Source organism: Agrobacterium sp. DKPNP3, assembly GCF_052686535.1.
In genome coordinates, this window is sequence record NZ_JBQYSN010000006.1 from 60,185 (window position 1) to 80,163 (window position 19,979).

At 55.9% G+C, this 19,979-nt stretch carries 21 protein-coding genes; 7 read left to right on the forward strand and 14 right to left on the reverse strand.

Features of this window, described 5'->3' with window-relative positions:
• Positions 1–465: 465 nt before the first annotated feature.
• Both ACUTJJ_RS03195 and ACUTJJ_RS03200 read right to left on the reverse strand, forming a co-directional pair.
• Positions 466–1,542: a hypothetical protein gene (locus ACUTJJ_RS03195; protein WP_445541273.1), complete on the reverse strand. Its 1,077-nt coding sequence runs from the start codon at positions 1,540–1,542 to the stop codon at positions 466–468.
• Positions 1,506–1,850, reverse strand: a complete 345-nt coding sequence (locus ACUTJJ_RS03200; RefSeq protein WP_445541274.1) for a hypothetical protein — start codon at positions 1,848–1,850, stop codon at positions 1,506–1,508. Before ACUTJJ_RS03200 ends, ACUTJJ_RS03195 begins: the two co-directional genes overlap by 37 nt.
• Before the next feature lie 105 nt (positions 1,851–1,955).
• On the opposite strand from ACUTJJ_RS03200, the gene ACUTJJ_RS03205 reads away from it, so the two are divergent.
• Positions 1,956–2,216 (forward strand): helix-turn-helix domain-containing protein, encoded by a 261-nt coding sequence (locus ACUTJJ_RS03205; protein ID WP_445541275.1) that lies wholly within the window; start codon positions 1,956–1,958, stop codon positions 2,214–2,216.
• A 43-nt stretch (positions 2,217–2,259) separates the two neighbouring features.
• Here ACUTJJ_RS03205 and ACUTJJ_RS03210 read toward each other — a convergent pair whose 3' ends face one another.
• Complete coding sequence (locus tag ACUTJJ_RS03210) at positions 2,260–2,625, reverse strand: DUF3768 domain-containing protein (protein WP_445541276.1); 366 nt, start codon at positions 2,623–2,625, stop codon at positions 2,260–2,262.
• Between the two features lie 5 nt (positions 2,626–2,630).
• Positions 2,631–3,236, reverse strand: a complete 606-nt coding sequence (locus tag ACUTJJ_RS03215) for a hypothetical protein (protein ID WP_445541277.1) — start codon at positions 3,234–3,236, stop codon at positions 2,631–2,633.
• 299 nt (positions 3,237–3,535) lie between these two features.
• Here ACUTJJ_RS03215 and ACUTJJ_RS03220 point away from each other — a divergent pair, with 299 nt between their 5' ends.
• Positions 3,536–5,419 carry an ABC transporter ATP-binding protein gene (locus ACUTJJ_RS03220; RefSeq protein ID WP_445541278.1) on the forward strand — a complete coding sequence of 628 codons (1,884 nt, stop codon included), beginning with the start codon at positions 3,536–3,538 and terminating at the stop codon, positions 5,417–5,419.
• Between the two features lie 177 nt (positions 5,420–5,596).
• On the opposite strand, the gene ACUTJJ_RS03225 is transcribed toward ACUTJJ_RS03220, so the two are convergent.
• The 6 genes from ACUTJJ_RS03225 to ACUTJJ_RS03250 form a co-directional block, all read right to left on the reverse strand.
• The gene (locus tag ACUTJJ_RS03225) at positions 5,597–6,343 is read right to left on the reverse strand and encodes a hypothetical protein (protein WP_445541279.1); all 747 of its coding nucleotides are present in this window, start codon (positions 6,341–6,343) and stop codon (positions 5,597–5,599) included.
• 243 nt (positions 6,344–6,586) lie between these two features.
• Complete coding sequence (locus ACUTJJ_RS03230) at positions 6,587–7,486, reverse strand: hypothetical protein (RefSeq protein WP_445541280.1); 900 nt, start codon at positions 7,484–7,486, stop codon at positions 6,587–6,589.
• A 148-nt stretch (positions 7,487–7,634) separates the two neighbouring features.
• A complete protein-coding gene (locus ACUTJJ_RS03235; RefSeq protein WP_445541281.1) occupies positions 7,635–8,282 on the reverse strand; it encodes a hypothetical protein in 648 nt (215 codons plus the stop codon).
• The gene (locus tag ACUTJJ_RS03240) at positions 8,272–8,490 is read right to left on the reverse strand and encodes a helix-turn-helix transcriptional regulator (RefSeq protein WP_445541282.1); all 219 of its coding nucleotides are present in this window, start codon (positions 8,488–8,490) and stop codon (positions 8,272–8,274) included. The genes ACUTJJ_RS03235 and ACUTJJ_RS03240 overlap by 11 nt, the downstream gene beginning before the upstream one ends.
• A 79-nt stretch (positions 8,491–8,569) precedes the next feature.
• The gene (locus ACUTJJ_RS03245; protein ID WP_445541283.1) at positions 8,570–9,430 is read right to left on the reverse strand and encodes a hypothetical protein; all 861 of its coding nucleotides are present in this window, start codon (positions 9,428–9,430) and stop codon (positions 8,570–8,572) included.
• Between the two features lie 310 nt (positions 9,431–9,740).
• Entirely contained in the window at positions 9,741–11,675 is a 1,935-nt protein-coding gene (locus ACUTJJ_RS03250) for a glycosyltransferase (protein ID WP_445541284.1), read from the reverse strand.
• Positions 11,676–11,844: 169 nt separating this feature from the next.
• On the opposite strand from ACUTJJ_RS03250, the gene ACUTJJ_RS03255 reads away from it, so the two are divergent.
• A complete protein-coding gene (locus tag ACUTJJ_RS03255) occupies positions 11,845–12,606 on the forward strand; it encodes a transporter substrate-binding domain-containing protein (protein WP_296065634.1) in 762 nt (253 codons plus the stop codon).
• Between the two features lie 33 nt (positions 12,607–12,639).
• On the opposite strand, the gene uppX is transcribed toward ACUTJJ_RS03255, so the two are convergent.
• Positions 12,640–13,944 (reverse strand): Wzx-type polysaccharide biosynthesis protein UppX, encoded by a 1,305-nt coding sequence (uppX, locus tag ACUTJJ_RS03260; RefSeq protein WP_445541285.1) that lies wholly within the window; start codon positions 13,942–13,944, stop codon positions 12,640–12,642.
• A gap of 263 nt (positions 13,945–14,207) precedes the next feature.
• On the opposite strand from uppX, the gene uppY reads away from it, so the two are divergent.
• Together uppY and ACUTJJ_RS03270 are read left to right on the forward strand one after the other, a co-directional pair.
• Positions 14,208–15,503, forward strand: coding sequence for a Wzy-type polysaccharide biosynthesis protein UppY (gene uppY / locus ACUTJJ_RS03265; RefSeq protein WP_445541286.1), 1,296 nt, complete (start codon positions 14,208–14,210; stop codon positions 15,501–15,503).
• 23 nt (positions 15,504–15,526) lie between these two features.
• The gene (locus ACUTJJ_RS03270) at positions 15,527–16,279 is read left to right on the forward strand and encodes a polysaccharide deacetylase family protein (protein WP_445541287.1); all 753 of its coding nucleotides are present in this window, start codon (positions 15,527–15,529) and stop codon (positions 16,277–16,279) included.
• Between the two features lie 67 nt (positions 16,280–16,346).
• On the opposite strand, the gene ACUTJJ_RS03275 is transcribed toward ACUTJJ_RS03270, so the two are convergent.
• Complete coding sequence (locus ACUTJJ_RS03275; RefSeq protein WP_063949821.1) at positions 16,347–16,997, reverse strand: S24 family peptidase; 651 nt, start codon at positions 16,995–16,997, stop codon at positions 16,347–16,349.
• 111 nt (positions 16,998–17,108) lie between these two features.
• A complete protein-coding gene (locus ACUTJJ_RS03280) occupies positions 17,109–17,759 on the reverse strand; it encodes a response regulator transcription factor (protein ID WP_296065622.1) in 651 nt (216 codons plus the stop codon).
• A 254-nt stretch (positions 17,760–18,013) separates the two neighbouring features.
• Here ACUTJJ_RS03280 and ACUTJJ_RS03285 point away from each other — a divergent pair, with 254 nt between their 5' ends.
• Entirely contained in the window at positions 18,014–18,367 is a 354-nt protein-coding gene (locus ACUTJJ_RS03285) for a DUF952 domain-containing protein (protein WP_445541288.1), read from the forward strand.
• Positions 18,367–19,458, forward strand: a complete 1,092-nt coding sequence (locus ACUTJJ_RS03290; RefSeq protein WP_144575915.1) for a quinone-dependent dihydroorotate dehydrogenase — start codon at positions 18,367–18,369, stop codon at positions 19,456–19,458. Before ACUTJJ_RS03285 ends, ACUTJJ_RS03290 begins: the two co-directional genes overlap by 1 nt.
• A 22-nt stretch (positions 19,459–19,480) precedes the next feature.
• On the opposite strand, the gene ACUTJJ_RS03295 is transcribed toward ACUTJJ_RS03290, so the two are convergent.
• Entirely contained in the window at positions 19,481–19,978 is a 498-nt protein-coding gene (locus ACUTJJ_RS03295) for a CAP domain-containing protein (protein WP_209085531.1), read from the reverse strand.
• Between the last annotated feature and the right edge of the window lies 1 nt (position 19,979).

Below are 19,979 nucleotides of genomic sequence, written 5' to 3' on the forward strand. Positions count from 1 at the left end.
GCATTAGAATTTGAGCGCGTCAAAATCGTGTTCGTCTAAAATCTGGTATCTTTGGTCACGGTTATATCTACCAAGACTATAAGTCGGGCGTGGTACATTTTGCAAAGGCACGTCTTGAGTTAAGTAATTAGAAAGATTTGCAAATCAGAGCCCACGTCCCGCCACATAGATCACTAAAGTCACAAGTAGACATCGCTGCCAAGTTTGGCGAAGTGTCCAAATGAGCCACTGTGAAGGTATTTTTTCAGATCGGAGAATTCCGGAGGTTGCAACCTTCAATGTCCACTCTTCGCGTGGTGTGCCCTTGCGACAGACAGTCTCATCCAGACATATTCAGAATTTACTTTACTTTTCTTTAGGCTGATGTGGGCTTGGTCACGATCGTTTGCATTTGCGCCTTCATCTTTCGTAAGCGAACATATTATTCGGAAGATATGCAATATGGCCTAGAAGTAACCGATGGTCTTATCTATCCGTGTCCTCCAAGCAGCCATTCAACTGCCAAAAAGCCCCCATCGCTCCTTCTAGATCGGTGGTGATGACATCGCCCTTGTCATCGGTAATCGTTAGCGTTTTTTGACCCGATATCATCTGGTCCACGAATGCCGTCTTGAAACCCGAGAAACTGTGCCAACCGAAATAGTCGTTGAGGTCACCTTCGGAACTAACGGGCGGTTCGTTGTCTACTTTCCATGAGGTTTTGGCGTTGCCGTCGAAGCCGCCATTCTCGACAAAACCTTCAAGATCATGTCCGCGCGCCTTCATGAACCCGATGGTGATATCGCCGTTCTTCTTCTCCGCGTAACAGGTCTCGCCCCAATCCTCTTCACGCCGGCTGAACTCCCAAGCTGACGGTGCCGAAGGCATTGAAGCATCGGTTTTGGGTGATGCCGCGAACGGCGACGTCGCTTCGTCTTCCGATGAGAATAGTTTAGGTCCCAACTGCTTCAATGCGACGTTGCAGTCATTCAGGCCCTCGTTCAGCGCGTAATAGTCCCGCTTGTTGATGGCTGGAATAATCCAAGGCTGTTCGTTGCCTTCGAATGTTAATGCCATTGCTGAGGGCAGTTTGGGAGAGAAGGAAAAGCTTGTGGCCAGAGCAATGCCGATGGCGCCGTCTTCATCCTCAGGATAGCTAACATATAGTTCTTCAGGGGAAATCACATCGAGTTGATGTGGTGTCGGGCTGAGAAAGTTTATGCCGACCTTTACCTTTGTGGTTTTGCCAACCGGTAAGTTCCAGCCGGTTTTTCGAATGCGAAGGCCGCGAGCGATCTTATCAACGCCGATCAGGCGCGTTTCAATCGACAAGGACCGGCTAGGCCACGCCGTCGTCCGCAGTACGCACGACGGGTTTGCATCAGGCCCTCCATCAGGCTCAGTGAGCAACAACTCCCAAGGAGTGCTTTGAAAGTAGAAGGTTTCCTTCGCGGCTGCGACAGGGTTTAACAATCCAGCGCCGAGCAGCCCGACAGTGGTCAGCGTCGTAAGTCTTTTAATGCGGATCATGCTGCTGCCTTCTTCCGCTTCGCTGAGCGCCATGTGAAAAAACCCATGACAGCAAGCACAAGAGCAATAACGCCCCAGACTGACATATCGCCGAAGGTGCCTTGCGACGACGCGATGAAGGCCATCAGCGCCGACACGAAGAAGATGATGGCTCCGACCAACGGCAGGCCGAAGGAGAACGCGCCGCCGATCACCAGCAGGACGCCTGTGAGCATGCCGACCGCGCCGGCGCTGCCTGTGGCTTGATCGTTCACGAGGCCGCTTCCCGCCGTGACTGCGCAGGATTGAAGCAGCACCAGTAAGCCGAGGAAGAGCCCAATAATTCCAACTGCGATTTTCATAGTACCCCCAATTTGACGCCGAGTAGGCAACCGTAAGCCGTTAACAGGAAATATGTAGTATATATTCGATGGATTAATGCCCGGCAAGATGGTCGCCATGCCGGGATGGAACATCGCGAACGCATTGGATGGAATCTCAGGAAGGTCAGGACCGCTAAGCGCGTTACGCAAGAGAATCTTGCTGTTGACGCAGGGGTAGACCGAACCACCATCAGCGGTATCGAGAGAGGCGATTTTAATGCCTCGGTCGATTTGCTCGCGCGGCTTGCCGACGCGCTCACCATCGATATCTCCTTGTTCTTCGAAGTACCTGCTGAGGCTACCCCGCCTGAACCGCTGAAGGCGGGTCGCAAGCGGGGGCGCTGATCGCCGGTCAAGCTGTTGACGATGAAAAGATGGGGCGCACTGGTCAGTACTCATCTGCCCGCATGACAGTGAGCACCCGGCAGGTCACGTCGTCATCTACCGGATCGGATGATCCGAATTGCAGGTCGAGGTCGTAATAGTCGATCTTCCAAAAGAACACGGTGTCTTCGAGCGTGACCGCGCCAAAATCGTGCTCATTGTAAGGGTCGTTATCTGGCGAGAAATCATCGAACGTCTGCACCGCCACTATGACCGCTCGCCGTTGTTCGTCGCTGAGGTTCGTGACGCCCGGTGTCAGCAGCACTCGCCCGCCGGAGAAGCTTTTGCGAAAAGCGTCGTTTTTATCGCGGATGGCTGCGGCCCGAGCGGCCGCATCCTCGCTGATGTTCTGTTTCAAAGCGCAGCCCATGGCGATCACTTCTCGACATAGGCGGGGTGAATGAGGGCCACCTGATCAACGCGGCGGGTGAAAGGCAGCATATCGAGATAATCGCGCCACTTGAGGCGAAGCCCTGTGTTGCCATCGTTCTTGATGACGGTGGCTTCATACCACCCCTCCAAAGGGCCTTCAGTCGCCAGCACGAGGCTACCTACGGTCAGCTGGTCCCAGTTTTCGGGCATGTTCTTGGGTGGAACAGGGTAGCTGGTTTCCGGGGCGGGTTCTTCCGGCACCACACGCGGTTGCTCCAGCCGTTCGCGCTCCTCATTGGATAGGTGGGCGGCGATGGCCTGATAGAGCTCCTGCTTCACAAACGGCACGAAGGCTTTGCCGCTGTCGAACAGCTTGCCCTGCGGCAACCGACCGAGAAACGCCCTGAGCTCGTCACCTTCCACCTTAAGTGCCACCATGCCCATCAGTTCGGCAGCCTTCTCAGCTGCGCGGGTATCGGTGGCAGGGAAGAATGAGGCGTGGGGCCTGCCGTTGTCGTCACGGCCGAGAATGATGACGGGGCAGGGCAGGGTGACGGCAGGGGCGGCGGGTAAGGCGGTGGTAGTGAGTGCAGCGGTTGAAACGTTCATGATTGTAGCTCTCCAAAACAAGAAGAGGGGCCAAATGGCCCCTCACACCGGCAGCACCGCCGGCTTGTTATGGTATAGCATTACAATCATAGATTGTCAAACTGTATGTTTGCAACTGAAGCCGCGGAGGGGGTTTCGCCGGGCTGAGAACATTTCAAGCGCGACCCACGCCGAACCTGATTAACGTTCTCTAGCTGCAAAAATCACAGCCAGTAATTGAGATTGAACGCCATGCATGGTTCCATGCCGTGCGTAGCTGATTCCTCCCCGTCGATGCCAAACTGCGATCCGAGAGGCCCATGTCGATTTCAGATACGATTTTCCGCCCCTTCGAGACGCTGATACGGCCGCTCGACATTCCCTTTCGGCCACTGCCGTCGAAGGGGCCCGTGGCGGTGCTTTTGCATTTCATAGGGATGTTTCGGGGCGTCCTCATTGCTCTCGCCCTGTCGTCCATGGCGGTTGAAGCCATCAACCTGTCTATCATCTGGGGGCTGTCCGTCATCGTTGATGGTGTGACGGCGCAGGGGGCGGAGGCTTTCCTGCGCAAGGAATGGCCGCTGTTGACCTTGCTTGGGCTGTTGATTTTCCCCGCGATGCCCATAGCGTCGTTTCTTCTTAACACACTCACCTCGCACACGCTTGGCATCGCGATGCCGGCGGCCATACAGTGGCAGGGTCACAAGGCTGTGGAGCGGCAGGATCTGGCCTTTTTCCATGAGCTTTATGCGGGGCAGGTCGCCTCACGCCTTTCGCAGGTCTCGTCAGCCGTTCAGCAGCAGATCATCAACGCGTTTCAGATCGGACCGCGTTTCCTGTTGCAAATGATCGGCTCTCTTGCGCTCCTTGCCGCCTTATCATGGCAGCTGGCGCTGCCGGTGTTCATCTGGATCGTGCTCAATGTCGTTCTCGCCGTTAAACTTGCCCCGGTCTTCACGGAGCGGTCACGGCGCTCGGCAAAACAAAAGAGCCTTGTTTCGGGGGCGATTACCGATCTCTACAGCAATATGCAGATGATCAAGCAATTTGCCGCCGAGGACAGCGAGGCGGGCGCAATCCGTCGCATCCTGATGAAAGCCGTACAGACGCAACACAAGGAGCAGCGTGTCTATCGCGCATCCGAGCTGGCGGTGGTTGCGCTCAACATGGCGTTGTGGCTGGCAATTCTGTCGGTTGGGTTTTCCGGTCTGGTGAAGGGCTCCATCACGGTCGGAGAATTCGTCGGTGCGGTCTATATATTGCAGCGGCTTTCAGGGCACACATTCACCTTCCTGCAGATGGGCCAACAGATTTTTCAGGCGATCGGCACGATCAAGGACGCCATGCCTGTCATGACAACGCCGCCGACGATTATGGACAAATCCGACGCGGCGGAACTGAGAGTTTCGCATGGGAACATCGATTTCGACCACATCCGCTTTGCCTACAAGTCAGGCAGACCGGTGATAGATGATCTGTCGCTGACCGTGCGCGCCGGGGAGAAAGTTGGTCTTGTGGGTCTGTCGGGTGCGGGAAAAACGACGTTGGTCAATCTGCTCCTGCGCTTCTACGACATTCAGGAGGGCGCCATCCGCATCGACGGGCAGGATATTCGCGAGGTCACGCAGATGAGTCTGCGCCGCAATATCGGGGTGATTGCGCAGGATGTGGCGCTGCTGCACCGGTCGGTTGGCGACAATATCCGCTACGGGCGGCCAGAAGCGACGCAGGAGGACGTGGAGCAGGTGGCGAAAGTGGCGAAGGCCGATGCCTTCATCGCCGATCTCGCCGATAGTGAGGGGCGAAAAGGGTATCAGGCTTTTGTTGGAGACCGCGGCGTCAAGCTCTCCGGCGGGCAGCGACAACGGGTCGCCATTGCGCGCGTGCTGTTGAAAGACGCGCCTATCTTGATGCTCGACGAGGCGACGTCCGCTTTGGACAGCGAGTCCGAGGCCGCCATTCAGGAAAAGCTCAATCTGGTGATGGAGGGCAAGACGGTGATCGCCATCGCGCACCGCCTGTCGACCATTGCACGGATGGATCGCATCATCGTGTTGGATCATGGCCGGATTGTCGAAGAGGGAAGGCCAGAGGACTTGGTCGAGCAGGATGGATTGTTTGCGCGGCTCTGGAAACGCCAGATTGGCGGCTTCATTCCAGAAGATGAGGGAGTGACGTCGGAGGCGGTGGTGGACCGAAGCTGAGAGTCGAAAGCTTTATCATTTGCAAAGAGGTTACGATGAAAACCGACTGGAATTCGATCAGAGGCATGCTGAATGCAGCAATCGACGCCTGCGAACGTATAACTACCTCCGTCGCACTCGCGCAGAGCAGATATTCCCTAACGAAATGCCGCTGCTCATGAGGAGGTCAAACGGCGTTCAAACATCCTGAGACTTAGCGACTCTGATTACTTCACCAAGCAGCACGTCCAAGTCGGCGGAAAAATCCACTTGCACGGCGGTCGGCATATCCTCACGAGACCGGATAGCCGAATGAAGGTGTACGTCTGCAATATTGCGAAGCGATCCTTCCATCCTCTGCATGTTACCCTTGAACGATTTGTTTGTCTTCGGCCCGCCGTAATTGCTGGCGACTTCCGCAAATGTCGTAAAGCCGAGGACCGGAGGGATGTGATTGAGGATGGTGCGCAAAAGCATGGCGGTGGACATGTGGCACCGGTTTGCAGCAGCAACGTTGATTTCTCGGCAGATTTCAGCAAGCCGAGAAAAGTCCCATTTGCCCGCGCCAATGTTTTGGAGAGCAACGATCCGGGCGTCATCCACGTAAGGCTTCACGCCCGTTGCGGACTGTAAAGGCTTGGCATCTTTGCGCTGGATGGCCCGAGCCGCAACGCGAACTATACGCGATGCCTCTTGAACCGAAGCATAAGAAGGCCCACCGAAGAAGCCACCAGCACCTGAGTTCACGGCGTTGAGAAGGTTCATCGAGAAATCGTTGGCGCGACCTAATTCACTGTCAATGATGGATTTCGCTTCAATAGCTAAAGATTTGAAATTCGCTGAATGCTCTGTGGGCAGGAATAGTCCTGACATGTTGCCTCCATCTCGGAAGAGAGGAAGTAAGGCGTCCATCCCATCAGCAATTGTGGTCAGTTCTTCGATCATTGGGCAAAATCTCGATAGATATAAACAGATGAGATTTCTACCATTAATGCAGCTTACCTGAGCACCGGAATAGTGGCGAAGTTCTGGTTCTACACTAAAATTTACAGATTACAGGTATGTATACAATTCTGATGGTTTTCCGCGTTAGAGTTAGGCCTTGAAAAACTAAACGCTTGGTCGAAGCTTTAGCGAGCACGGCGTCACATGTTGAGACAGTCTAGTGGTTGTCCTCAATACGTGAGGTCACAAGGATTGGAGCATCTTGTCTCGTGCCTTCGTTTCCTTTTTCAAGGCCCGTCTTGCTGATGACAGCGCCATCGATGCGATCCGAATACCGGCCCCGCCTGACACACAGAGAGACGATATCGATTTGTTCGCGAGCGCCGAAAGAACGATAGGCAGTTTGCCAGAACGGATTTCACGCTTGTTCTGCTTATATGTGCCTGTCGGGGTAAAGCGCCTCTCTCCTGTTCGGACGTCCACAGTGCGTCGTTTGACAGGGTAGGTATAGTGTTCGCTACGGGGGCTTTTGCACATATACGCGACCTCCGCCTCGATGTTGCAAACTTGCGCCTTCCTGAAATGGAAGGCCGAGGCTCCGGGCCGAAAGCTGCTTTCGCTGCTATTGACCTTGCGCTTCAATTCCTTAAGCGTGGCGGCTGTCACGTCCCACAAGACAATATGCGCATGCCACGAAATCCAGTCCTCATTGGATGGGGGCATAAAGGACACTCTGGGATAGTAGGCTGGTTCGATCATGCCCAAAAAGCTGATGCCATCCAATATGGATGCAATCCATTGACGGTGGGCGGCGAGATCGTGTTCTCGGCCAATGGCGGCATTCACGGCATGCACTTCAGAAACCAAGGTTACGAAGTAGGCTGTCGCGATCCTGGAATCGCGAAAATGCGATTCCAGGGCATCATTCAGGCTTGTGCCTAGTTGAAACCTGCATTTCAGATTTACAGCATGCAGTTTATGAGCACCCCGCAATTCCAGCGCTTTGCGCATCTTCAAATTGATATCTGGTTTGTAAGAAACCAGATACTGCCGAAATCGCGCATCCAGTTCATTCTGGGATTTCTCTAGTTCTTCCAAGCTGCGAATGGGTGTTCGTCCAATTTTCGCCGTACGGCGTGTCATCGTTAACCTCCTGCAGCAGGCAAACCTCCATTGCTCAGGCGAACGTGGGTTTACCTGCTGCGATATTTGAATTTTCGAATATTGGTCAGTTTCAAGGGGTGAGGGTGGTACTACACACACAGCACCAATTTACGCCGTCCCTAACTCCCTACTTCGGAGGCTTCTTTTTTTCGGTTTTCACGCTGCGAAGCCGTTCAAGATGCTTCTTACTGATGGCGGCGATCTTCAAAACGGGTTTGCGGTCACCCGACACCACAAACTCGATCTTTGCCTTCAGGGTTTGCTTGGTATCACTCTCAAGAAGGAGTTTAGAGAACTCACTCGGCACTAAGGTTATGCTGCGCGGGGCATTAGCTCGCCGCGTTGCTCTGTCATTCGCTGCCTTTGCACGCTTGTCGGCAAGGATTTCTTGCACGTGCTCGTGGATCTTGTCCGATTTAAGCTTCTTCTCCCAAGCGTTGCGCAGTAGTTCGTGCAGCTTCCGCACCCAGTTGCCATTCGAAGCCGTGCCAAAGCCAACGGCGAATTTGACTGCAAAACGCAGCGCATTTTCTCGGGACTGATCTGTCGGTTGTGGTTTGACAGACTCTCCCTTCCAGTCGTTGTGTTCACAAAACGCTTGCCAGTTGTCTACATCTGCATGAAGTCGCAAAGCGGCATGGTAGATTGTTGTCGAGTGTACGAGGCTTTCCGATTCATCGAGCCGTACGGACGATTTAAGCTTTTCTCGGATGCCCAAAAGCATCTTGATCGGCTTTTTCTTTTTCTTGAATTCAGGGGAGGTTTTAGCGCTCATTGTTTACGCCTCCCTCGAAGCGTTGAATGAGTTCTTCTATATCGCTCGCACGCCATGCGGTCGTACGCGGACCTAGCTTAACCGGCGATGGAAATTCGCCCGTGGCCACCCGATTCCACCAGCTGGATTTGCTGATTGGAATCGGGCCGTCAGGGGCTAAAATTTCATTGAGGCGATAGAAGCGCCGAGAATTCAAAAGTTTTTTCATTCATTAACCTCCTTTGGTGTGTTGTGGAGGCCAATTAAATGAACATGATTATCGGGGATGTCGTCCCACAACTGTTTTTTTATTTATGTCCGAACTCTTTTTGACGCTTGATCAGCCATTGCCGGCTTTTTCTTTCCAACGTCTTTGGGTCGGGGGTCTTTTCCTTTTTGGAGTAAAAATTTTCTGCGGCTTTTGTAATCTCTTTCAAAACCGGCGTTTCCGACGGATTTGAAAAAGCCGTGTCTAGCGCGGCCTCGAGTTCATGTTGGGGATAGGTGTCCGGCCTGCCTCGTCGCGCTCTGCTAGGGTCTATTTGAGTGTAGGGGAAAAACCGCTCAAGCTGGGCTTCATCGAACACAACATCGTAGCATTTATGCCGCTTGTACGTAATATGCCGCCAATATCTGCTCTCCTTGATCGTCTCATGGCTTTCTAGCGAGATCGACGAAAAAAATAGGTTTGAACGGCCCTCGTTAGTCCTAAACTTGAAGTGTTTTTCCGCGGGGTAAAGGCCCAATTTTGAATTCTCAAGTTCGGTCGCAAGATGCATACCTAGGAAACAAAAAACAGATTCGTTGCTTTCATGGACGGCATAAAGGCGATGCTCTCGATCGCGTTTTTCAAAAGCGATTTTACTCGCAATTATTTCCCTTTGTTTGTAGTATTCGTCTTTATGGAATAGTTTATGCTTAATTTTGCTAAACTCATAACAATCAGTGGATATGTATGTTCTAACTATTCGACCGAAAGGGGTAATGTCCCCTGTAGCTATGCGCGAGAATAATTGGTTCGGACCGTCCTTTTGGTAAACTTCTCTTGCTCGTTGAAGCGCTATCTGAAGGGTAACAAACCGCACAGACTCGTATTCAGGCTCGAATGACTGGAAAGTAGGTTTCTTTTTTTGAGAACTTTGATTTGGCTGACTGTCCATTCTTCTCAACTGGTTTCCCGTGATAATTGATCTAGTCGGAGGACGATAACTTCGTTTGTCGAGGATTGAATGTTTGCCTGTTCCCCCTCAAAACGGCTAGCGTTTATTTTCACCCGTCTTTCTACAAATCGGGGCTGTCATAAACAGGACAGTTAAGCTCAGCGAAATCCATCAAAAAATACGGTAAATTCTACGGTATACTGATATAAGTAAAATTTAAATAACTGATATTAATAAATATTTTTAACAAATTCGATTCCCTTCACCCGCTCCAGTCTCCCCCAGCTCTCTGGTCTTAGATGCCTCGATTATAGGTGCATCAGTCCTGGTTTTTGACGACCGGGGTGTGCGGTGTCTTGTTCCAGACGAAGGGTTTGGTTTTCAGTTCCCAGACGGCTCGCCAGGCAGCGACCGAAATCAGCAGCCAATAAAGCGGCACCGATAACCAGCGTCGACCAACGGCGCGTCGCTCATAAGGTATCATCCTGTTCCTGCCCATGAGCACGAAGATCACGTAGCTACCGGCGATGTTGAGGCAATCTGTAAAAAAGAGCGTGCCACGCCAGGACCACAGGAGGTCCCCCCCGCTTTCGGCAAGCGCAGCAGCCATGAACGCAATCGAGATGAAGAGGAGCGGGTGCGCCAAGGAAGACAGCAGCATGCCGCCGATCAGCAGCTGAAACACTGTATAGGACACCCATCCCATGTCGCGCGCGGTTTTGAGCGGCGCTCTCGTCATCACCAGCCAGCTCTGTAGCCAGCCCTTGTACCATCGTGCCCGCTGGCTGAGCCAGACGGGCAGCGACGTCGGCGCATCTTCTAGTGTCTGCCTGCGCAGGACTGTTGAGTGATATCCGAGTCTGTGAAGGCGAAGGCCCACATCCGCGTCTTCGGTGACGTTATACGGATCCCACGCGCCAATGCGCCGTAACACAGCGGTGCGGAAATGATTGGATGTGCCGCCAAGCGGCAATGGCAGCTGACGGGCAGCGAGGACCGGCAACAGGGAACGGAAGAGGCCCGCATATTCCAGCGCGAAGCAGCTGCTTATCCAGTTGGCCCGCGCATTGCTGATAATAAGGGGCGCCTGCAGGCAGGCCACACGGTCGGGCTGGCTTTGGAACGCGGCATAGGCCTCACGCAGTTGCTGCGGGTGCGGCCTGTCCTCCGCATCGTAAACTGCAACGAACGCGCCGCGCGCACCCGTAAGCGCGTAGGTCAGTGCCTTCGGTTTCGTGCGCGGTGTGGAGGGTGGCACACGGATGACTTCGATATGCGGACCGGGGTTGTGAGCCTTGATAGCGTCGATGGTCGCTTCGTCGTCCGCTTCGCAGACAAGTTTGATGTCAAGCCGGGCTTTGGGCCAATCCAGCCGATCGAGCGCGCCCAAAAGCTGGCCCACCACCGCCTCTTCACGATAGAGCGCCACAAGAACCGTGTAGGTCGGCAGCGTTCCGTCTTCAGATATAGGAGCGGGCTTTGCATCGCTTTCAGAAGGGGCTTCAAGGAGTACGAACAATCTGAAAAGCAGGGTGAGCAAATAAAGCAGCGTGAGCGTCACGTGAATGATGGCCAGCGCCTCGGCGGTATAAAATGCCAGTGAAAGCGCAATCAGTGTAAGGGCGACGCCGCCTAGAAATCCCTGTTCACCCTGGAGCGTGATGCGGGCGGAGTGGTGTGGCGCCGTGTTGAAGAGACGTTGCTGGGTTTCTGCCACCCGCCGCAGCGCACCGGCATTCCAGATGGCGCTACGCATGGCCTGCGGTGTCGTAACAACGAGCTCATCGTAGAGAAATGGCCGCTCCTCAAGGGCGGTCTTCAGCAGTTCGATCCGGTCAAGTTCCGGCACGATCAGCAGCACGTTCTGACCGCCCGTCGGCATCAGCCTGAGAAACCTGCTATCGACGAGTTGACTGTCGGTCGTAGCAAGGTTTGCCACTCTTTGCGGATCGATATCCGCAGTGAAGGGTAACCGCAGAAATCGGGCGAATGCGCCGAAATAAGCGTTCGGTGTGACGAGGCCGCTTGCCAGCAATTCTTCTTCGAGGGTGGAGCCGTTTTGCAGTGCTCGCTGTTCGAGTGCCGCGATATAAGGCTTGCCGAACCCCAACGACGAGAGAAAGCGCGCTTGGCCAGCCCTGTCGTTTACGGCGGCGGCCGTAGGCGGAATTTCAATGGTGTTGGAAATTGCGATTTTTCGTGCCGCTGACGTCGTAGAACCCGAATCTCGTGTATATTGCCCAGAATAATCCATGCATCGCCGCCGCCGTCAGATGCCGCCAAACTTCCTGTCACGGATAGTATAGATGAAAAATAGCAATGTAACGCGAAATATAGCTTCGGTATTTACTTTAGTATTCGCTTTACAAATGTCCGGCTTTGTTGGTTTCGGCCACGCCGAGGGTCTGTCGGACGGAAATCGAATGCCGGTGCTGTTTGATGCGCAGGAGAGATTTCCGGGAGGCGACCTGTCTTCGGTCCCCCGCATCCGGTTTCTGATGTCGGTTGATTTCCCGCCGTTCAATTTCACCGATCAGGAAGGCCGGCTGGCGGGTTTCCATGTCGACCTGGTGCGGGAAATCTGTGCCCAGCTGAAGGTCGAAAGCAAATGCCAGGTCCAGGCTTTGCCGTTCGACGAATTGGAGGCGGCGCTAGAAATGGGGGAGGGCGAGGCGGTCATTTCCGGGTTGGCCACCACTGCCGACCTGCGCAAAAGTTTCTCCTTCTCGCGGCCCTACCTGTTGATGCCTGCCCGCCTCGCCGTGAACAAGGCCGCCAAATTGTCGGGGGCCGGCGCGGAGGCGCTTGCCGGAAAGAAGGTGGGCGTCGTCGGCAATTCACGGCACGAACAGATGCTGAAAGCATTTATTCCGAAAGCCAGGGTCGAAGCTTTCGACGGATATGAACCCATGTATGAGGCGTTAAAGGCAGGCAGGGTCGACGCTATCTTTGCCGACGGGCTGCGTTTGCCCTTCTGGGTTTCCGGCAGCGCGTCAGAAGGTTGCTGCGCACTGTTCGGCGGGCCCTATATGTCGGACAGGTTTCTTGGAGAGGGTCTGTCCATCATGACTGTCGATCCCGACAATGTGCTGGTACCGGCTTTCGATCAGGCGCTGGCGGCCCTTTCGCGCAATGGCCGTCTGGAAGAAATCTACCGGCGATACTTCCCTTACGGGCTTTATTGAGCACGCACACCTCGATCGGTATTGGCGGCGGTCTCATTTGGCCGGCGCTAAAACAACATCGTTGCGCCGCAGGCGCAGCAGTGCGATCCAGACTGCCGCGGCAATTGCGCTTTCGACCAGAAAATAGCTGCCGATCGTCCCCCAGATACTGAACGACCAGGTGAAGAGCGCCACGACGACGGAGCCGATGAGATTGCCGCTGTTCCAGATCTTGGCGCGAATGTCCTGCCGGCCGGAGGCCCCGAGTGCTTCAAGGGCTGTCGCAGCAACAGCCATCGGCAGAACCACCCAGCAGAGGATGCGGGTGATGACTGGCAGCGAAACATATTCATCGCCGAACAGCAGCGGCAGGAAGGGCGCAATGATGAAAATGGCAAGCGCACTGCCGAATGCGATGACAAGCGCTGCTTTCAACACATTATAGGCACGCTCGATGGTTTTGCCGATGCCCTGCAGGGCGGCGGACGCCGACCCCGGATAGATGAGCCGGTTTAGGGCCTCCACAGAAAGGTAGGAACTGTCGAGAATGCGCCGGGCAATGGAATAGCTGCCTAGCACCTCGGCGCTGGCGATCGCGCTCAGCACGAGAATATCGGCGTTGCCGCGCACGGCCTTGAACAGGAACTGGGTGGAGAACAGGACGCCGATGCGGATTTCCTCGCGCACGATGCGAAAGATCGGGCTGCCGAGCCTCCTTATCGCCTTCACTGAAATCGCGGCTGCGATGGTGTGTGCGGCGAGGTTCCACAGCGCCCAGGCTTCCACGGTTTCCACCTTGAAGATGAGGCAGGCGAGGACTGCGGCAATAGTGCGGGCGACCGCAAACATCACTTCCAGCTTGTTGGCAGAGGCGAAATTGGAATGGGCAATGAAGCTCTGCGTGGACAGCGAGATGATCTTGAGCAGGACAAGGTTGGTGAACAGGATCAGGAAGGTCGTGATCAGCGTGTCGAGCAGGTTTTCGGACGTCGGGAAAAATACCGGGATCGTCACCATGCCGACGAGCGTCAGGACGAGGCCGGTGGCGGCGCTCAGAAGGTAACTGTGGCCCAGCATGACGGGAAACATGCTGCGATCCTGCGCCACGCGGCGGATCAGCGATTCCTGCGAGCCGATGCCGCAAATCTGCACGCCAAGATTGGTGACCGCCGTAATCGAAGCGTAAAGCGCAAATTGTTCGACCCCGAGATGGCGGGCAAGCAGCGCGAAGGTCAGAAGCTGGGCGGCGCTGGACATGAGAAGCGCCCCGCCGGATGCCATATAGGTCAATCCAAGTCTGACGAGATGGCCGAACCGCGGCGTTTTGAAAGACACCTCATTCTCCGTATTTGCTGGCATCGCCGGACATGTTCGACAGGGACGAGGTTGCTGTTCTGAACCCGTGGAAAGCTGTAAATCGCCCAGCAACGCAAAGTCCGCAATGCCGCCTTTTGCCAGTTTTACCCTGTCTTATCCTTCTTGGGGTAAGAGAGGGTTAAAGCAAATGTATAAGAATGATAATGAATATTGAATTTACTCGGACATGCCCGTCTCAGAAGGGCTTGTTGTTCATCATAAGGCAGGCCCCATGATCCGATCGTCCATTTCCGGTGCAGGCGACGATGCCGCGTTTGGCTGACACACAGCCTATCGCCGAGCAGGGCGGCGGCCTATCTCTTGCCGGCGGCCGGCGTGACGCGATCGTTTTCGTCGTCACCATGCTTTATATCTGGATTTCGGTCGCGCCCTTTGAAAACCTTGCAGCGCCGCCGGTGCCGCATGCCGCCGCAAACCAGCTGACCGGCCTCGTCGTTGCCGTCATCCTCGGTGTCTTTGCCTTGCGCCATCGGTTGACCGGGCTCCTGCTGCGGCCGCGATTGCCCATCCTGCTGCTGTTCTTCTGGCTGGCGATATGCTCCGTGCTTGGAACGCAGCCCGGCACGTCGCTGCAACGTCTCACCTTCACGGCGCTGCTCTGCTTCATCACCAGCGTCCTTGTCGTCATGCCGCGGGACCGGCGGCAGTTTGACCGAATGATGGCGGTCTTCGCCATCATTCTCCTGGCGCTTTGTTATCTAGGCGTGATTTTCCTCAGTTCGCGCTCGATCCATCAACCCTATGATCTTGATGAAAAGGCGCTGGCGGGCGATTGGCGCGGCATATTCAACCACAAGAACGCTGCCGCTCCGGCCATGATCATTCTCTTCATGATCGGGCTTTATCTGCGCAACGCCTGGTCGATGCTGGGCGGCATCGCCATCACGCTGCTGGCAGGGTTCTTTCTTTGGAAGACCAATGGCAAGACGGCGGCCATGCTGCTGCCTGTCACCGTGGCACTGGTGTGGGTCATGGAACGGCATGCCCATCGCACCCTGCTGATGATCGGCGGCCTCCTTGCCTTCATCAATATATCCGCGGTCGGCTCCACCTATTTTCCAAGCATTCAGAATTTCGTCGAAAGCCTCGGCATCGACTCCACCTTCACCGGTCGGACGGACATATGGCGGCTGTCCTTCGATACCTTCGCGCAGTCGCCGATCTTCGGTCAGGGATTTCAGGCTTTCTGGACGAGCGACCGTCTTCTGGCCCAGGCCGATATTGCCGGCACCTGGGCGGTCACGGCCTTCCACGCGCATAATGGCTATATTGAAAGTCTGCTGAATGGCGGCCTGCCAGCCTTCATTCTGACCGTCGTGTGGCTGGTCGTCATACCCGCGAATGATTTCCGTGTTGCGGTGGACAAGGGGACTGATCCCGGCCTGACGCGACTTTTTGCACGAATTTGGGTGTACGCACTGCTTTCTTCATGTCTTGAAAGTAATTTCTTTACCGGGACAGGACCTATCTGGTCTTCTCTTCTTATCGCAATTTATTGTTTGAGGCATCAGGCGTACGATATACTCGAGCAAGGGCAGTAATTCAGGCGGGCCGGGGGGCTTTGATGACGCAGAAAATCGGAACTTTCGCCGACCGGGTCAACAACCGGATGGTGCGCTATTTTCCGGGACCGGCAGCGCGGATCGAAACGTCTCAACCGATTGTGTCCTTCACCTTTGATGATGTGCCGGAAACCGCCTGGACGGCGGGCGCCCGCATTCTCGAAAACGAGGGTGTCTGCGGGACGTTTTACATCGCCGGCGTTTTTATTGACGCTTATGATGGCGCGCAGCAGATGATTTCCGCCAAAGGCTGTTCGGAACTGGCGGCTGCCGGTCATGAGCTTGCCTGCCACACATTTTCACATCGTAAGCTTTCAAGCTTTTCCCGGGAAGGCCTCAAGGCAGATCTCGATCGGAATGACAGCGTCCTTGGCTCCTTCGATGGAAATCGCCATGCGCGAAACTTTTCGGTTCCGTTCGGCATGGCGTCACCTGTCATGCAGCCCCTGTTGAGGCGTAAATTCAGGACGACACGGGGCATCATGCCCGGCATAAATCGCGGCAAGGTCGACCCGCATAATCTTGCTGCGGTCGAGTTGCGGTCGGACCAGAACTACCTCGACGCTGCCGACCTTTGGCTGGAGGATGTTTTGCAAAACGGCGGCTGGCTCATCATCTTCACCCATGATGTTTCGCGCACTCCAAGCTTTTACGGTTGTCCCGAAGAGAGGTTTCAGGGCTTTGTGCGCAGAGCTTTATCCGGTGGCGCGAAGATTATGACCGTCGATGCCGCCGCGACGGCCCTCGGCCTGTAAGCCGTGAATTTCTGCGGATTGGCCGTGTGTGTGACTGAAACGAAAATCCCTTGCCTGCAATTCCAGCCTATTGGCTGGCCCAGATGATGCGGGCGATCCACTCAACGTCGGCCATGTCGAAGCTGCGGTTGGGGTGTTCCGGATTGAGCGACAGAAGCTCGATGTTTTTGGGGCTTTGCCGCGCCAGCACCTTGGCCATCACCTCGCCATCGCGGCTTTTCAACACCACGCGGTCACCACGCCGCACCTGGGCTCCCGGCTCCACGATGAGAATGTCGCCATCACGGTAGAGCGGCATCATGCTTTCGCCCTGTACCTCCAGCGCGTAGACGCCTTGCTTGCGCTCTGGAGAAGAAGGAAATTCCACCACATCCCATCCCTGACCCGCCGGAAAACCGCCATCATCGAAAAAACCGCCGGAGCCCGCCTGCGCGAAACCCAGCAGCGGAATGGCGTTATCGGCACGGGAGGGCTGCGTCGTCTGCGCCCTGCCGAAAGCATAACCGAAAAATTGGTCGACGCTCGCGCCGGTCGCCTCCAGCACCTTGGAAACAGACTCCGTTGAAGGCCAGCGTTTGCGGCCATCCGGCCCGAAACGTTTTGATTTATTGAACGAGGTGGGATCAAGCCCGGCACGCTTCGCCAGCGCCGAAGGCGTCAGCTGGTGACGCTCGGCAAGCGTATCTATGGCGCTCCAGATCGTCTCGTGTGAAAGCATGATGAAAGCCCGCATGTGGAGCCGATAGCGGAAAGCTCCTGTCGTTTACTGGCAGGAATCTAAACCAAATCCCACCAGGAGTAAAGCTTGGAAAGGAATAAAATCCTTGAGCTACGCCACCATTGCCGAGGTGTTTATCTTGGCGAGCTGGATCACCGCCTGGGTGCGACTGTCGACCTTGAGCTTCAGCAGGATGGCTGACACATGCGCCTTGATGGTGGCTTCCGATACGTTGAGCTCATAGGCGATCTGCTTGTTGAGCAACCCTTCAGCGAGCATGCCAAGAACCCGGCTCTGCTGTGGTGTCAGTGTTCGGAGCCGACCTATGAGATCGGCAACATCAGGGTCATGTTCTCTGTCGCCTTGATGGCCGGCCGGTATCCAGACATCGCCTTCCAGGACCGCGCGGATGCCGTCCCTGATATCGTCGATGCCTGACGACTTGGAAATGAAACCGGAAGCACCGAGTTCGATCGACCGGCGCACAGTCGCTGCGTCGTCCGTGGCCGAGACGATGACGATTGGCAGGCTCGAAAATTCCGCCCGCAACGCCATCAGTCCTGAAAATCCGCTGACCCCCGGCATGGCGAGATCGAGCAGCAGCAGATCGGCATCGCCATGTGCCGCAGCTGCTCGCCGTGCCGCCTCGAAATCCCCGGCCTCAATAATGGTTTGATGTCCGTCGAGGCCGGAAACGGCCTGCTTCAGGGCGCCGCGGAAAAGCGGGTGGTCATCTGCGATGATAAAGACAAGTTCCGACATTCTGGCCCCCTCCCAAGGGCGTTATGCGGTTCTTTTTCAGTAATCGGCTCACTCCCGTTTGCCGGTGGTCTAAACACGCCCGGCTCCTCAACCGCAAGGTTGCGCCATTCGATCGGGCATTACAAGAAAAAGCTGCTGGACAGGTGGTCTTTCCGGGCGCGACGGATAAAAATCCGGTGGAAACAGTGGACATCCGGCCCGCTTTGCGGCAAACCGCCCGCACAGGACAGCGCTGGAAAGCCTTGGAGAGCCCGATGCAGGAAACCCCCACGATCATCTATAAAATCGTGCCGGAGACGTTGTGGCATGAAGCCCGGGCTAAAGGGGTCTTTCAAGGCGCACCCATCGATCTAAGCGACGGCTTCATTCATTTTTCGACGGCAAAACAGGTGGCGGAAACCGCAGCCCGGCATTTTACCGGTCAGGTGGACCTGCTTCTGGTTGCGGTTGACGCCGCGGTGCTCGGCGACAAGCTGGTCTATGAACCCTCGAGAGGCGGCGATCTCTTCCCGCATCTTTATGGCCCGCTTCCCTTCACCGCCGTTCTCTGGGAAACGCCGCTTTCTCTCGATCATGATGGCCAGCACCAGTTTCCGGAGATTTTGTAATGGGCGGATTATTTTCCTCACTTGGCCGCAAGGGCCTGTTTCTTGTCGATCCTGAAAAGGCGCATGGGCTCTCCATCGCGGCGCTGAAAAGCGGCTTCCTGCCCACCTGCATGGTGCCGCACGATCCGCGCCTGCAGCAAACCGTGGCAGGCCTTGTTTTCCCAAATCCGCTGGGCATGGCGGCGGGTTACGACAAGAATGCGGAAGTCCCCGGACCGCTTCTCAAGCTCGGTTTTGGCTTCACCGAAATCGGCACCGTCACGCCGAAAGCGCAAGCTGGAAATCCGAAACCGCGCATCTTTCGTTTGGTTGAGGATGAAGGCGTCATCAATCGCCTCGGTTTCAACAATGAGGGTCACGCCGCTGCGCTGGAGCGGCTGAAACAGGCGCGTCTGCGCGGCATCGTCGGCGTCAATATCGGCGCCAACAAGGATAGCGAAGACCGTATTGCCGATTACGTCCAGGGCATCGAGACGTTTTATTCCGTCGCATCCTATTTCACCGTCAATATTTCCTCCCCCAACACGCCCGGTCTGCGCGACCTTCAGGCCCGCGAAAGCCTCGCAGCACTTCTTGCCGCCGTATTGGAACGCCGCAAGGCGGAAACCGAGCGTTTGGGCAAGCGCATCCCCGTCTTTCTCAAGATTGCACCTGACCTGACCGAAGAAGGGCTGGATGACGTTGCCGAAGAGGCGCTTGCCCACGATCTCGACGGACTTATCGTTTCCAACACCACCCTCTCCCGCGATGGCCTGCGGGCCAGTCCGCACAAGGGCGAGGCTGGCGGCCTCTCGGGCAAGCCGCTGTTCGAGCTCTCCACGACGGTTCTGGCAAAGATGCGGCGCCGTGTGGGCGCCGCGCTGCCGATCATCGGCGTCGGCGGCGTGTCATCTGCTGAAACGGCACTGGAGAAGGTGAGGGCAGGGGCTGATCTGGTGCAGCTCTACTCCTGCATGGTCTATGAAGGTCCCGGCCTGCCCTCGACGATCGTCAAGGGCCTGTCGGACCTGGTCTCGCGCGACGGTGTGGCGTCGATCCGCGACCTGCGCGACAGCGCTGTGAACCGCTGGGCAGACCGTAAACTGGGCTGACCGGCAGGTCTCTAGCGAAACGTCAGGCGCACAGCACCATGGCCCAATAGGGCCGGTTGCGGCTGGCGGCGTCATAGGCGACTGCAACGCCAAGGCCATTATAGGGCCCGAGCATGTTTTCGAGGTGGTGTTTCGAGCCGATCCAGGCTTTCACCACCCGTTCCACGCTATCCTGACCGGCAGCAACGTTTTCTGCGGCCGGAAGCGGCACATTCCCTTCCTTCATGCGGATAAGGAAACTGTCGGTAAGGCCGATCAGGTGCGCCATTTTCTGCGCCTTGACCATGCGGCCGGCCTGGTAGGCAGCAGCCGCGCTTGCCGCGCTGTTGATGGCGAGAGGCGAAAGGCCTTTCGAACGGCGCAGGTCATTGACCATCGGAAGCGCCGCCGCCGTTTCGTCGCGCGTGCCCGCCGGCAGGCCTTTGTTTGTGGGTACGGAAACACAGGCGGAAAGAACGGAGCCTGCGGAAAGCAGCACAAAGCCGCGCCGTGAAAGTGTCTGAAGGGATGCGTCGGTCATG